General features: G+C 35.3%; 14 protein-coding genes. 5 read left to right on the top strand and 9 right to left on the bottom strand.

Annotated features, from left to right (window positions below):
- Positions 1-38 precede the first annotated feature (38 nt).
- On the top strand, positions 39-872 hold the full coding sequence (locus I589_RS08635) for an undecaprenyl-diphosphate phosphatase (protein WP_010768482.1): 834 nt from the start codon (positions 39-41) through the stop codon (positions 870-872).
- 219 nt (positions 873-1091) lie between these two features.
- Positions 1092-3041 carry a heavy metal translocating P-type ATPase gene (locus tag I589_RS08630; protein ID WP_010768483.1) on the top strand — a complete coding sequence of 650 codons (1950 nt, stop codon included), beginning with the start codon at positions 1092-1094 and terminating at the stop codon, positions 3039-3041.
- A gap of 482 nt (positions 3042-3523) precedes the next feature.
- Here I589_RS08630 and I589_RS08625 read toward each other — a convergent pair whose 3' ends face one another.
- Positions 3524-4147 carry a DUF47 domain-containing protein gene (locus I589_RS08625; RefSeq protein WP_010768484.1) on the bottom strand — a complete coding sequence of 208 codons (624 nt, stop codon included), beginning with the start codon at positions 4145-4147 and terminating at the stop codon, positions 3524-3526.
- Positions 4148-4159: 12 nt separating this feature from the next.
- A complete protein-coding gene (locus I589_RS08620; protein ID WP_139242917.1) occupies positions 4160-5131 on the bottom strand; it encodes an inorganic phosphate transporter in 972 nt (323 codons plus the stop codon).
- Between the two features lie 274 nt (positions 5132-5405).
- Here I589_RS08620 and rpsT point away from each other — a divergent pair, with 274 nt between their 5' ends.
- The gene (gene rpsT / locus I589_RS08615) at positions 5406-5660 is read left to right on the top strand and encodes a 30S ribosomal protein S20 (RefSeq protein ID WP_010768486.1); all 255 of its coding nucleotides are present in this window, start codon (positions 5406-5408) and stop codon (positions 5658-5660) included.
- A gap of 194 nt (positions 5661-5854) precedes the next feature.
- Here the strand turns inward: rpsT and holA are convergent, their stop codons facing one another.
- The 4 genes from holA to I589_RS08595 form a co-directional block, all read right to left on the bottom strand.
- On the bottom strand, positions 5855-6886 hold the full coding sequence (gene holA, locus I589_RS08610) for a DNA polymerase III subunit delta (RefSeq protein WP_010768487.1): 1032 nt from the start codon (positions 6884-6886) through the stop codon (positions 5855-5857).
- A 49-nt stretch (positions 6887-6935) separates the two neighbouring features.
- A complete protein-coding gene (locus I589_RS08605) occupies positions 6936-9077 on the bottom strand; it encodes a DNA internalization-related competence protein ComEC/Rec2 (RefSeq protein WP_010768488.1) in 2142 nt (713 codons plus the stop codon).
- Positions 9078-9238: 161 nt separating this feature from the next.
- Positions 9239-9709, bottom strand: a complete 471-nt coding sequence (locus I589_RS08600) for a ComE operon protein 2 (protein ID WP_010768489.1) — start codon at positions 9707-9709, stop codon at positions 9239-9241.
- A gap of 25 nt (positions 9710-9734) precedes the next feature.
- The gene (locus tag I589_RS08595) at positions 9735-10346 is read right to left on the bottom strand and encodes a helix-hairpin-helix domain-containing protein (protein ID WP_010768490.1); all 612 of its coding nucleotides are present in this window, start codon (positions 10344-10346) and stop codon (positions 9735-9737) included.
- 98 nt (positions 10347-10444) lie between these two features.
- On the opposite strand from I589_RS08595, the gene I589_RS08590 reads away from it, so the two are divergent.
- Positions 10445-10975 carry a sigma-70 family RNA polymerase sigma factor gene (locus I589_RS08590; protein WP_010768491.1) on the top strand — a complete coding sequence of 177 codons (531 nt, stop codon included), beginning with the start codon at positions 10445-10447 and terminating at the stop codon, positions 10973-10975.
- Positions 10972-11793, top strand: a complete 822-nt coding sequence (locus I589_RS08585) for a hypothetical protein (RefSeq protein WP_010768492.1) — start codon at positions 10972-10974, stop codon at positions 11791-11793. Before I589_RS08590 ends, I589_RS08585 begins: the two co-directional genes overlap by 4 nt.
- Before the next feature lie 117 nt (positions 11794-11910).
- On the opposite strand, the gene I589_RS08580 is transcribed toward I589_RS08585, so the two are convergent.
- From I589_RS08580 to I589_RS08570, 3 genes are read right to left on the bottom strand one after another with little or no spacing between them, the layout of a single operon-like run.
- Positions 11911-12588, bottom strand: coding sequence for a chloramphenicol acetyltransferase (locus I589_RS08580; protein ID WP_010768493.1), 678 nt, complete (start codon positions 12586-12588; stop codon positions 11911-11913).
- A gap of 8 nt (positions 12589-12596) precedes the next feature.
- Positions 12597-12956, bottom strand: coding sequence for a GIY-YIG nuclease family protein (locus tag I589_RS08575; RefSeq protein ID WP_010768494.1), 360 nt, complete (start codon positions 12954-12956; stop codon positions 12597-12599).
- A gap of 11 nt (positions 12957-12967) precedes the next feature.
- The gene (locus I589_RS08570; RefSeq protein WP_010768495.1) at positions 12968-13699 is read right to left on the bottom strand and encodes a DUF2087 domain-containing protein; all 732 of its coding nucleotides are present in this window, start codon (positions 13697-13699) and stop codon (positions 12968-12970) included.
- Positions 13700-13748 lie beyond the last annotated feature (49 nt).

The following is a 13748-nucleotide window of genomic DNA, read 5'->3' as shown; positions in this document are numbered from 1 at the left end:
ACTAAACTTGTATTTTTTTGTCTGAAAGGAATGAAATTATGTTTTTAGCAAATATTTGGAAAGCAATTGTATTGGGAATTGTTGAAGGTATCACTGAATGGTTACCAATAAGCAGTACCGGTCACTTAATTTTAGTTGATGAGTTTATCAAAATGGATGTAAGTGCCGACTTCACAACTATGTTTAATGTGGTCGTACAGCTAGGTGCTATTATGGCTGTTGTTGTTTTATACTTTGATAAGTTGAATCCTTTTTCAACTAAAAAAACAGCGATTGAAAAAAATGATACATGGACCTTATGGTATAAAGTTGTCGTTGCCTGTGTTCCAGCAGGAATCCTAGGAATACTTCTTGATGATTTTTTAGACGCACATTTTCATAAGTTTCTCCCCGTTTCAATCATGTTAATTGTATATGGTGTTGCGTTTATTATCGTTGAAAAAAGAAATAAAAATAAAACACCAAAGTGCACCACACTAAACGATTTCACCTATAAAGCAGCTTTAGTCGTTGGATTTTTCCAAGTGCTTTCCCTTGTCCCTGGAACTTCACGTTCAGGAGCAACTATTTTAGGTGCAATCCTTATTGGGGCTTCTCGATTTGTTGCTACTGAATTCTCCTTCTTTTTAGGGATTCCAGTAATGTTTGGTGCAAGTGCAATTAAAATATTCAAATTTATTAAAGCTGGAAACTCGTTTGACTTTCAGCAAACTTTCTTGTTACTACTTGGTATGATTGTCGCTTTTGCCGTTTCTATCATTGCAATTAAGTTCTTATTAAATTATTTGAAACGAAACGACTTTACCGTATTTGGCTGGTACCGAATTATTCTAGGAGTGATTCTTATCGGCTACTGGTTAATTACTTTATAATTTGTTTCACTTATAGTTATCCCATTGGAGACAAGATCATTACTCAAAAAGTGATGGTGTTGTCTCTTTCTTATTCTTATTATCGATATTTATTATCATTTAAATCACTAGAAAGCTCTTTATTTTCTAATTGATAACTACTATCGTTCTCAATTAGCGATTTCTATTATCATTTAGATAAATTCTGTGATATGCTTGTTTTGTAAGGAGTGATTATCTATGAGTAAAACTGAAAAACAAGCATTTTTATCGACATTACTTTGTCTTGGCTTTATGATTCTCGCATTTATTTTTGAAAAAATGGGACTACTTCTCTATCCTCTTATCTACAGCTTAGCTATTCTCTCAGGCGGCTGGAAACAAACCTATGAAGGAATATCGGAACTTTTTTCTGAGCGGACGCTAAATGTTGATTTACTTATGGCTCTTGCCGCAATTGGTGCGTGTATTATAGGTAACTGGTTTGAAGGTGCTATGTTGACCTTTATCTTCTGTTTAAGCGGTGCTCTGGAAGAATACACAACAAATAAAAGTAGAAAAGAGATTACCTCTTTAATGCAAATGAAGCCTACCGTTGCGCAAAAGATTTTACCTGATGGGCGGACGATAGAAGTTGAGGTTTCTGAATTAGCAATTGCTGACACTGTTCTCGTTCCAAAAGGCGCAACAATCCCTATTGACGGAGTGATTATAAATGGCCACAGCAGCATTGACGAAGCCGCAATCAGCGGTGAATCAATTCCTGTTGAAAAAACGATCAACGACGAGGTTTTTGGGGGAACACTAAATACTGGAAATGCACTAACGGTTGAAGTATCAAAAGACAGCGAGGACACTCTTTTTGCAAAAATTATTCAGTTAGTTGAAGAAGCACAATCAGTTCCAACAAAAACAGCCTCTTTTATTGAAAAAATTGAAAATATTTATGTGAAAATCGTTTTAATTATGGTCCCATTAATGATACTTATTCCCTTTTATTTTCTAAACTGGACTTGGGAAGAAAGCTTCTATCGAGGAATGGTCTTGCTTGTTGTCGCCTCCCCTTGTGCCCTTGTTGCCTCGGCAACGCCAGCAACTCTAGCAGCTATTTCAAATGGCGCAAGAAATGGCGTTCTATTTAAAGGGGGTGTCTTTTTAGAAAATCTCGCGCAACTAAAAGCAATTGCTTTTGACAAAACTGGTACATTGACGAGAGGAAAACCAGTCGTTACTGACAGTGTTTTCCTTCAAAAAGACGAAGACATTATTCCTATGCTGGTCGCTATGGAAACTAAAAGTACGCACCCTTTAGCTGAAGCATTCATTCAGCACTATCCAATTGACTTACCTAAAGAGCTGACCTCTTTAACGATTGAAGAAATCACAGGTTTTGGGTTACAGGCAAGTTATCAAAATCATGTATGGAAAATCGGAAAGCACGCGTATACTCCCGGTACCACTTCAGTTACTGATGAAGCAAAAAGAACGATTGAAAAATTAGAACAAGAGGGAAAAACTGTGATTTTCTTAGCCAAAGATGACCAGTTACTCGCGTTCTTTGGCTTACTTGATGTGGCTAAACCAGAAGCAGCCTCTGTTATCTCTTACTTCAACAGCAATGGTGTTCATACTACCATGATGACAGGCGACCATACTGGAACAGCTCAAGCCATTGCAAAAGAAACAGGAATCAAAACGTTTTATGCAGACTGCCTTCCTCAAGATAAAACACAACAAATAGCCAAAGAAAAAGAAACCTATCAGGTTAATGCAATGGTTGGAGATGGCATTAATGATGCCCCAGCACTTGCAACTGCCTCAATCGGAATTGCTATGGGTGGAGGAACAGATATTGCAATGGATGTAGCTGATATTGTTCTCATAAACAATGATTTATCAAAACTGCAAATGAGCCACATGCTTTCGTTGAAATTAAAACGTGTGGTTACTCAAAATATTATTTTTTCTATTAGTGTTATTGTTCTGCTAATCCTTTCAAACTTCTTCCAATTTATTAACTTGCCTATGGGTGTTGTTGGTCACGAGGGAAGCACGATCTTAGTTATTCTAAACGGATTGCGCTTATTAAGGACAATCCCTGTTGATTATGATTCTAAGAAAAAATTACCAAAAGATAATCATCACTCTGATTGTTTCGATTGTCCTCTTTATCAGGTAGCACATAATTAGGAAAAAAAGGGTTGGAGCTATTTTGCCACGAAAACCAAGTAGGTACTGTAAATCAGGAAAGTTTTACTTTCAGTGATGCACAGTACCTACTTGGTTTTTCTTCTATTTCAGGAGTATTTCTGAAACTTCTCTTTCTTAAAGCTTTTCGCTCTTAGAGATTGTTGAGAAACAAACACAGTAGAGACCTTCAACTCTAGCATGTTTCATATGTAGAAGTTGTTGAGAGCGAAACGAAGTGGAGACCTTCAATTCTTAAAGCGTCTCGCTTTTAGAGATTGTTGAGAGCGAAACGAAGTGGAGATGAGTCCCCCCTCCTTCCTTTTTCTTATATTTTTCGGGGGAATTTTGAAGTACTGTTATGAGTTATTTTTCATGGTTTAAACACTCAATTTCAGTAAATTCTTTTGCAAAAAAACCTATTAAAACGAAAACAATCACTTGTTATCCGCATTTAATAGGCGAGAAAGATTCACTAATTAAACTTACGTATTCTTAATGACTAAACCATCTATGAGGTCCACCACTTGCTCACTACGATTCATTGTAAGCTCTAACTGATCATAAACGTTTTTCCATTTAATAATTTCGATTGGATTTGTTTCATTTTTGAATAATGTTCTAAGTAGCTGGCTGTACAATTGGTCTGCATCTGCTTCAACATCATTCACTTCTTGAATCATTTTTTTAAGTGTTTTTGAATTTTTAAATTTTGCAAATTCTTTTGTTGCGGTGAGTACTCCGCTCGTTGCCTCAACAACTAAATGAGCAAACTTATCAGTTTCAGGACGCATTTCAGTAATTGCAAGGTTTCCAAAAAGATAGCACAAGCCATTAATTCCATCTAAGATATCATCGAGCTTATCTGTAATTTCTACAATGTCTTCACGATCAATAGGCGTAATAAATGCATCATATAACTCATTCATGATTTCCCTTACGAGATGGTCCCCCTCTTTTTCAAGCATATGTATTTTTTCTGCTTGTTCAATCGCATGCGCTTCTGTATAGTTTTCTACCAATTGTAATAAATAGGTTCCTGCTTTATGGGCATTTGATGCAATATGTTCCAATGCAACAAAATAATCATATTGTTTCTTTCTTGCCATCGTCTTTTCCTCCTAAAATACTGCAATAAATAGTTTTGCCATAATAAATGCAATCAAACCACATCCAGGGAATGTCATCACCCAGGCAAACAACATTTCTTTAACAATCCGCCAATCAACACTAGACAAGCGCCGTGACGCACCTACACCCATGATTGCTGTAGTTTTTGTGTGAGTAGTAGAGACAGGAATACCAAAAATTGATGATAAGAATAAACAAATTGCAGCACTCACATCCGCAGAAAACCCTTGATATTTTTCTAGCTTTACCATGTCCATCCCTACAGATTTAATGATTTTCATTCCTCCTACAGATGTGCCAAAGCCCATTGTAAGTGAACACAAAACCATTACCCAGATTGGGATAACAAAACCGTTACCTGTTTTTACTGCAAGGTCATTGTAAAATAGCCCAAGCATAAACACGCCCATGAACTTTTGTCCATCCTGTGCACCATGTAAAAAAGCATTAGCACCGGCTGCAACTGCTTGACCTACAGTAAAGAATTTATTCGCTTTTCTTCTAGGTGTCGATTGAAATAGTACAACAATTAATTTTGTAATTAAATAACCTCCACCAAAGCCCATAATCGTTGAAACAACGAGTCCTATCAAGACTTTTGTCCATTCTCCACCATTTACAGCACCGAGACCGCCTAAAGCCATAGCAGACCCTGTAAGACCTGCAATCAATGCATGGGATTCACTCGTTGGAATACCAAAATACCAGGCTGCCACAGACCACACAACAATAGAGAACAATGCAGATGCTAATGCCACTTGGGCAGAGCCTCCTTCAAAGCGTACAATATTTGAGATTGTTTCTGCTACTTGAGCGTTGAAGAATGTCATAACTAAAGCGCCTAAAAAATTCATAACTACTGCCATACCAATTGCCACATTCGGTCGTAAAACCCTTGTTGATACAGCTGTAGCGATTGCATTTGGCGCATCTGTCCAACCATTTACAAAGATTACACCCATGACAAGTGTAATTGTCACTACTAAAGCGATACTCACAAAAAAACTCCCTCCAATCTGTTTTCAAGTTTATCATATCATATTTTCAAATTTTGTGAATGCCTTTTCAATCTCTGATGAAAATAATTTTTTTTCCTTCATGTTTTTCAATTATTTCGTGTTAAGGAAAAAAACTTGTCATCTTTTATTGCAAACATGGCGCGCTTTATGTATAATAATTACTGTTGAATTATGTACTCAAGTGCATAAGAACTTAAGCTATCGGAGGTGAAACAAAATGCCAAACATTGAATCTGCAATCAAGCGTGTTCGTACTAACGAATCAGCAAATGCTAAAAATTCATCTCAAACAAGCTCTATGCGTACTGCAATCAAGAAATTTGAAGAAGCAGTTGCAGCTGGTGCTGACAACGTAGATGCGTTATATAAAGAAGCTTCTAAAGCAATCGATATGGCTGAGTCAAAAGGATTAATCCATAAAAACAAAGCTAATCGCGACAAATCTCGTCTAAGCAAAAAAATCGCTAAATAATAAAAGAGTCGGCTGTCATAGCCGATTTTTTTATACCAAAAAAGCGTAGTCTGTGAAACTTTATAGACTACGCTTTTTCCATTACAAAAATTATTTCTGAATTTTCATATGTTTTTTCGACTTACTCTCGTGCCCTTTTCTAGGTTTCAACACTCTCTGTGTTTCAATTTGTTAAGTATCAACTTCTTAAATTTTTATTTTCGCATTTGGTTAGCTGTTTTTAACACAAACAATTGGAATAAAAACTCTTTATCCATCTGCCCACTTTTTATTTGATAGTCCATTTCAACTAACTCATCCACTAAGTTTACAACTGTTTTTTCATCAAACGCACGCACCTGTTGCATCGCTAACTTTACACGATAAGGATGAATTTTTAATGTATCCGCTATGTTTGCTTGTTGATAGCCAATTCTCATTAAAATTTTCGTTTGAAGTAATAAACGTAATTGACTCAATAAAATCGCATTTATCTTGATTGTTTCTTCTCCTTGCAGATGTAGATCATCATACAAGCGAAGTGCTTGATCCGCATTACCTTTTAGTACATAGTTAGTCATATCAAAAATATTATGTTCTAAGCTTTTGGGGACTAATGAGCTAACTGTTTCTGTTGTAATACTTTTTTCTTCATTAGAAAACAATAACAGCTTTTCAAGTTCTCTCATCATCTTAGAAAGTTCCATATCTGTTAACCGTAAAAACAAATCAAAAGCATCTTTATCCATCCTCACGCCTGCTTGCTCGATCTGTTTTTGAATATATCGTCGAACTTCCTGCTCAGATAACGGTTTTACATCAATAATCTCTGCTGCTTTTTTCAGCTGTTTAGTAACTTTTTTTCGCTCATCCAGCTTTTCATAATTTGCAAAGAAAACAAGTACCGTTGATTCAACAGGATTCTTTAAATACTCCACCAATAGGTCTGTATTTTGTTCAATGCTGCTCGATTTTTTTTCACCAGTAAGAAAATATGGTGTTTCTACAAATATCAAACGGTAATCACCAAAAAAAGGCAGTGTTTCAGCTTCTGCTACAACATCCTCTAAAGCGGTAGTTTCCATGTCAAAACTCATAAAATTTAAGTCATCTTCTTCATCAACTTTAAACTTTTTTAAAAATTCTTCGCGAATCTTTCTTTGCAAATAGTCTTCAGTTCCTAAGACTAAATATATAGGTTTAAATTCCTGTTGTTTGAGGGTTTGTATAGCGGTTTGTACATCCATCGGTCTACCTCACTTTCTTCATAATCCTATCATGTGTCCTTGAGAAAATCTAGTCCTCCTTTATTAAGTAATCAAATTCTTCATTGGAACGCTTCCCCCACCACTGATAATAGATCATGCCTTGTAAATCTGTGCGAAAAATAGTTGATTTTTCGTTAGTTAAGATAGATAGGACCTCTTGATTCGGATGTCCAAACCGGTTTTCTTTGCCAGAAGAAATCACACTAATTTTAGGTTTTATTGCTTGGATGAACGATTCTCCAGATGAGTTTTTGCTTCCATGATGTCCAACCTTCAAAATGTCCGTCTGAAGATTTGGATAGTTTTCCATTAAATTTTGTTCGCCTGTTTTTCCTAAATCGCCCGTAAATAAGAAGCGGTGATTATTCTTATTTAGCCCTAGAACAAGCGAGTCTTCATTTCCTCCATCCGTAATAATTTCAGGAGATAAGACAGAAAATTGAAATTCGCCGGTAATTGTCTGTCCTTTTTTCATCTCTAATACTTTTGTTCCCTTTTCTTGTAATAGACGAATTCCCTTTTCTATTTTAGGTTTTCTTTTCATTCCAATTGGAATAATCAGTTGATCTATTTGAAAATTTTGAGCAACAGTTAGCCATTCCCCCATATGATCTTGATCTCCATGGGTTAAAATCAGCCTATCTATTTTTGTCACACCTTGACTTTTTAGAAAAGGAATGAGCTGATACTCTGAAGCATTCTTTTGTCGTCGTTTTTGCCAAGACTCTTTTTCAAAAGTCAGCTTTCCTCCTGTATCCAGCAAGATAATTTCTTGGTGAAAGGGGGACTGAAAATAAATACTATCTCCTTGTCCCACATCTACAAAAGCAATCATTCCTGTTGGATCTATATATTTAGCTACAGTAGGTATTAAGAATAAGAAAAAACAAACAGAAAATAATCTCCATCTTTTTTGGCAAAGAAATTGCCAGGTAAAAAGTCCAAGAACAAATAGCGGAATGATTTGCCAAAACTGTAACTGACCGCTACGTATGGTGAAACTTCCAGACAATTGAATGATTTTCTCCAATAAGGTTAAACTACTATCAAATAACAGCAACGGCAGATGAAACCAATTTGGTGAGAAGCTGAAAAAAAATACAATAATCACACTTGGCAACAGGAACCATTGAAATATTGGACTAATAAAATAAGTAAATATACCTGAAAATACAGGGATTTCTGAAAACGTACCTAGAATGATCGGAAAACTTAATAAACCAATCCCAATTGAAGTACAAAAATTTCTTAGTCTTTTATTCTTTATTGGTAAATCCTCCATCACTGTCATGATAAAGGTAAGTCCCATCGTCAACTGACCAGCTGTTTGGAAAAAGAGATAGGGTTGGACGAGCAGCATAAATAAACACACCAAACTCCAGCAGTCTAAGCTAGAAATGCGAACTCGTTTTTTTTTGAAGTAGAATTTCACGATGTAACTGCTTACTGCCCTTAGTACGCTCAGACCAAAACCAGATAGAATCAATAGAAATAAACTAAATACGACTAAAATCCAAAAGCTATGGTTTGGTACAAATCCATTTCTTCGAAGGAAAAAATAGAGCATCCCAAAATAGGCTTGTACATGCATACCTGATAAACTAAACAAATGAAGCAAACCACTTACAGAAAAAATTGCTTGTATATCTTGAAACTGCTCATTTTTGTAATTAAAAAGAAGAGCATTGACATAACTAGAAGACTTTTTGGAAAGATTGTTTTCTACTTGCTGGATTCCCTTTGCTCTATAATAACTAAACCAATCTGTTAAAGAGCGTTTAACAGGATGTATCTGATAATGATCCATTTGAAAATTCCCAACAATACCAGTTACTTGTTGATATCTTCTTGCATTAAACCCATTTAGATTTCTTTGTACTTCTCCTTTTGTTAGCTTTCCCGAAACATCTAGTCCTGTATTTTCTATTCCCTTTTCTAACCACGCCTCTTTTTCATTTTTTGATTGGAGAAAATAACTGATATTCATTCGCTGACTTTTATTTTTAACAATGGTTGCCTCAAAGCGAACGAGATCCCCACTAACCTTCAGTGTGTCTGGAATCAATTGAATGAGGTTCTCTTGCTCTCCATAATAAGGCGTTGGCTGCTGTATCACTTTTATACTTGCTACAGTAAACGACAAAAAGCCGCAAAAGAGGCAAGTAAACATCAGTCTTTTCTCTCTTTTACAGCTTACTATAATCAAAGACAACAAACTAAACCATCGAATGAATTCATTTGTTGTCAACACAAAAACACCAGAGAAGCTAGCCACTCCCACAGGAAATATCAAGCGATTTTGTATAGCTAAACAATAGTCTCTCCCTATTTTCAGAAAAGCGGTTCTCCAAGTTGGAGTTTAGAAAAATATTTTTCGTCTAGCGTTACTTGATGCACACTTGCACCAACTTGCTCAATGAGGCTTAGTGCGTACTCATTATTATGGTAGTCGTGAAGATAATGGATTGTTTTTACTCCTGCTTGTAAAATGGCTTTTGTGCAGGCAAGACAAGGAAAATGTGTAACATATATTTCAGAACCTTCTGTAGGAATGCCAAACTTTGCACATTGAAGTAAGGCATTCATCTCAGCATGGATAGTTCGCAGACAATGACCATCTACAATGTAACAATCCTCATCCACACAATGAACATCTCCTGATACAGAGCCATTATAGCCTCCTGCAATAATGCGCTTGTCTCTAACAAGCGTTGCTCCTACTTCTAATCTTGTACAAGTACTACGTAAAGATAACAATACAGCCTGAGCTGCGAAATACTGATCCCAAGGGATTCTTTCCATTTTAATTCTCCTTTTTTTACTTTTACTATATTGTAATCGAGTTTTTCAATTTTTCAACTGTCTTTTCACCAATTCCTGTAACTTTTGTTAAATCATTAATTGTTTTAAAGCGTCCATTTTCTTCACGATAGTTAATAATTTCTTCTGCCTTCTTCTCTCCAATTCCAGAAAGTGTTTGTAGTTGTGTTTTATCAGCTGTATTTAGATTGACTTTTTCAGATGTCTGCTCTGAATTATTTTGTTGTTGTCCTTGACTTTGTTCTGTTAACTTTTCTCCTTTCTTTGGGATATAAATGAGTTGTTGGTCAGCTACTTTTTCAGACAAATTGATTTGCCGATCGTCTGCCTCTTTTGATAACCCTCCTGCTAGTTGAATCGCATCCTGCATACGATCTCCATCTTGAATTTTATAGACGCCGGGGCTATTTACAGCACCTTTTATATCGACAAGAAGTGTGTAACTGCCGTTGGTTGGTTCAATTGTACTTTCTGAAGTACTTTCCTGTAAAAATACGTCTTCTACTCTTTTCTGCTTATTTTGTGCACCCCACCAGTATATCCCTCCTCCTAAAATAATTAGAATTGTCAGACCCATAATAAAGAACCACCGGTACTTCTCAAAAATTTCTTTTTTCATTGTTTTACTCCTCTAAAATAAGCTACGCAAAAAGATTTTTAAATCTTGTCAGGAATTTCTTTTTTTCATCGTATAATTATATGAAAGGCGGTGAGAGGATGTCAGATGAACAAATAATTGATCTCCTTCAGAAAAAAGAGTATGAGGGCTTAGAAATGTTAATTGATATTTACGGCTATTCTATAGTTACGACGATTCGAGCGATTTTAAATCAATCTGTTGAGCAAAACTATCTAAAAGATGTTGAAAATGCAGTTTTTTATAAGATATGGGAAAATGCGTCTTTATTTGATTCAACAAAGAGTTCTTTTAAAACTTGGATACTTACGATTACAAAACATTGCAGTATTGATAAGAAAAGAGAAATTATTCGCTCTTCTCGCATGGAACCTGTCGAGCTACTTCCAGAACAGGGTGAAACCTTTGATCCTTTTGAGAAGGAGCATTTTTTAGACTTGGTTTCTTCATTATCCTCAGAGGATCAACTCATTTTTTTAAAATACTACTATTACAAAGAATATCCTGAAGAAATTGCACAAGAATTTCAACTCACTAAAGAAACAATCTATGCGCGACTTTCTCGTGGAAGGAAAAAAATAAAACAAGCTTTAGAAGGGAGCCTATCATGAACTCAAATTTTAAAGAACTTTTCTATCACCTAGATGAACAATTAGATCAGACAGAGAACGATTTATCTAAAGAGTCAAAAAAAAGATTAACTGCTCAGGTAAAATTCCATATTTTTCTACAAGAGTTCTTAAAAAAAGTAGAACCCCTACTTGATGAAGGCGAAGAAATAAAAGGCTATCTCCCCTTCTCTCCAGGCCCTAACTCATCAATGGCAAACGTTGGTGTCATGGGGATGGCCTACGCCCGTACAAAGGAAGCTAGAGGGTATGTGAATACATTTAATGATGTTCGTGGGAACCGTTTGATGATTTTCACAGAAAAACGAATGATTTTCATGACTATTATAGAGTTTCTAGAAGATGAAATCTATTTCAGTTATCCTTACGAAAGCATCAAATCTATTCGTTTAAAACAACATACAGTTAGTTATTTTGATTGGGAAAAACGATTTTCACCAAAACGAGTAAAGATCCATTGGTATACTTTCGATTTCCAATCTGGTAAAAATATTTTCACAGAAATACTTGATGAAAAAGATGCGCAAGTACTAAGGGAAAAAATGGAATCTATTCCGCCATTAAAAGCGATTTTAATTACTGATAAAGTCAAACGTAGTACAACGTTCGATTTCTTATTTAGTAATGTGAGCCTTCAATTCAAGGTTGTGATTGTCTTATTCCTTCTTTTAGCGGCTATACTGCTAATTTGGGGTTATGTAGTTCCCTTATTAAAATCAGCAGCTCCTAGCTCCTTTGAGATTGGATTTTCACAGCTCTTTCGGCAACTCTTTTTAAACGTTTTGACTTTGTTGGAATAACAAAAGCTGAGCTCAACCATTTAGGGTTGGACTCAGCTTTTTTCACTTCAAAATTTTCTTTACATCCGCTTTTTATTATCATCTCTTCTATTTACCCGCTATTTCCTAATTCTTCACTTACTCTTTTACTAACCATTTTTGAGGTTCATTAAACGCTTCTTGTAGTTCATTAAAGAATTTACTGACATGATAGCCATCTGCAACCGCATGATGAATGGTAAACGAGATTGGTAAGTATCTTTTTCCGTTTTTCTCGCTCATTTTTCCACCTTGAATAACAGGGAAGAAACTACTTAACCCCTCTAATGGCAACGGTGTGTAGTTAGTAAACTCTAACCAAGGAATCATCCCAATCATATAGGTATTAGCTGGAGCAGGCTGTTTTTTTACAACTGCCCCATACTTATCTTGATAGTCCTCTTTATCATTGAGATAGCTTTGATAAAAATCCGAAAAATTTGATTGAAATGTTGTCCACATCATTGAAATAGAATGATCCTCTTCGTGAAACAAAGAATAGGAAGGATGAAGAATCTCATATTCTACAAGCTTGTCTTCCACTTTTCCCACTTTAAATTCTGGATACTCTGTTAATAATCTTGTTACAATAAAAAGATAGCTCGGGAAAAAATGCCAGTTTTGTTTTTTGATAAATGAATACAGCTTCGTAACCTCTATCTGAACTGTTACCGAATAAGCAGTGGGATTCATTTTTGTAAAATAATAAAAATACTCTCTTCGTTTCCATGTGGAGAATTCAATTTCTTTCCATTGACTCATTAATTCGTTTTGCATGGTATTTCCTACTCTCTCATGGGCTTATTGTAGCCTTTCTCTCCGTAAGGCTCTAATTTCAACAGCCACTCTTTTTTTCTTTTTTTCAACTCTTCTTTCATATTATCCACATCATCCGTCTTCTTTTTCCATAAGACTTCATAAGAAAAGCTTTCTTCTTTATATGTGAACCAGTCAGCCTGTAACAGGGAGTTTCGATAAAAATTATTATCTAAATTCAGTTTATAAAAATGCCAACGATTTTTTATATTCGGAACAGCCTCAATAAAAATTTTCCCGTTTTTTTCATTTTTAATTTGGATAATTCCGTAATAAGTAGGCATTGTTTTATATTCTTCTAATAGCTGTTTTTTTCTTTCTTGATTCATAAACATTCTCCTTAATAAATTCGATAATAATCTATTCCATCAGGGGTACGTGTAAAAAATCCATAGTCGATCAGGTATCTTTTTACCAGTAAATAATCAAAATAAATTTTTTTCAACTGCTCGTCCATTTCTTTTCCAGTGTAATGCTGATTTAATGAAAATTCTTCAACAATCCGATTTAAAATCCCAACAATCTTTTTTTGTCCTTTTGGAAAAACAGTTAAGACAATTTCTCCTGTTGAAAAATCAAAATATTTCCGAACAATCTCTGCGTACTCTCTTTCAGTGAGAACAAAGCGGTCATCAACAATCTCTGAGGCCTCTGGAATTGGCACCAATGTATCTTCTATCGGCGGATTTTCAGAAAAAATAGATTCAAACTGAGCTAGGTAAACCTTTGCCTGTTTAGCTTTTTCACGAAAAGTAAACTTTTGATGCCTTATAGTAGACGGACTTACCCCAATATGATTAGCAATCTCTTGATCTTTTTTCATTGTGCTAAAGTCGAGTAACAGCTCTTTTTGTTTATCCGTTAATGTATTGTACTTACTATCAAACATAATAAGCGCTCGCTTTTCGCCGTTATGCTTTTGTGTCAAGTGTTCCTTTAGTTGATTAATCGCAATAGTCTCATGATTTTTTTCAAATGAATAAGCTACCTGACAATAATTACAAAAAACCTTTTTGTTCTTCACTTGGTATCCTTGCTTTAGTTCATTTTGTTTAATCTGTAAAAAATCCATCGTCTCACCTCTTATACATTATAAAACGTTTATCAAAATTGTCAACAAA

Source organism: Enterococcus phoeniculicola ATCC BAA-412, from assembly GCF_000407505.1.
Classification (GTDB): domain Bacteria; phylum Bacillota; class Bacilli; order Lactobacillales; family Enterococcaceae; genus Enterococcus_K; species Enterococcus_K phoeniculicola.
The sequence above is the reverse complement of the archived record's forward strand: the minus strand, read 5'-3'. Positions and strand labels throughout refer to the sequence as shown.

Excerpts from the sequence above, each read along its gene's own strand:
- I589_RS08635 (WP_010768482.1), top strand. The coding sequence starts at position 39 with ATGTTTTTAGCAAATATTTGGAAAGCAATTGTATTGGGAATTGTTGAA.
- I589_RS08630 (WP_010768483.1), top strand. The coding sequence starts at position 1,092 with ATGAGTAAAACTGAAAAACAAGCATTTTTATCGACATTACTTTGTCTT.
- I589_RS08625 (WP_010768484.1), bottom strand. The coding sequence starts at position 4,147 with ATGGCAAGAAAGAAACAATATGATTATTTTGTTGCATTGGAACATATT.
- I589_RS08620 (WP_139242917.1), bottom strand. The coding sequence starts at position 5,131 with ATGGGTGTAATCTTTGTAAATGGTTGGACAGATGCGCCAAATGCAATC.
- rpsT (WP_010768486.1), top strand. The coding sequence starts at position 5,406 with ATGCCAAACATTGAATCTGCAATCAAGCGTGTTCGTACTAACGAATCA.
- holA (WP_010768487.1), bottom strand. The coding sequence starts at position 6,886 with ATGGATGTACAAACCGCTATACAAACCCTCAAACAACAGGAATTTAAA.
- I589_RS08605 (WP_010768488.1), bottom strand. The coding sequence starts at position 9,077 with ATGTTTACTTGCCTCTTTTGCGGCTTTTTGTCGTTTACTGTAGCAAGT.
- I589_RS08600 (WP_010768489.1), bottom strand. The coding sequence starts at position 9,709 with ATGGAAAGAATCCCTTGGGATCAGTATTTCGCAGCTCAGGCTGTATTG.
- I589_RS08595 (WP_010768490.1), bottom strand. The coding sequence starts at position 10,346 with ATGAAAAAAGAAATTTTTGAGAAGTACCGGTGGTTCTTTATTATGGGT.
- I589_RS08590 (WP_010768491.1), top strand. The coding sequence starts at position 10,445 with ATGTCAGATGAACAAATAATTGATCTCCTTCAGAAAAAAGAGTATGAG.
- I589_RS08585 (WP_010768492.1), top strand. The coding sequence starts at position 10,972 with ATGAACTCAAATTTTAAAGAACTTTTCTATCACCTAGATGAACAATTA.
- I589_RS08580 (WP_010768493.1), bottom strand. The coding sequence starts at position 12,588 with ATGCAAAACGAATTAATGAGTCAATGGAAAGAAATTGAATTCTCCACA.
- I589_RS08575 (WP_010768494.1), bottom strand. The coding sequence starts at position 12,956 with ATGAATCAAGAAAGAAAAAAACAGCTATTAGAAGAATATAAAACAATG.
- I589_RS08570 (WP_010768495.1), bottom strand. The coding sequence starts at position 13,699 with ATGGATTTTTTACAGATTAAACAAAATGAACTAAAGCAAGGATACCAA.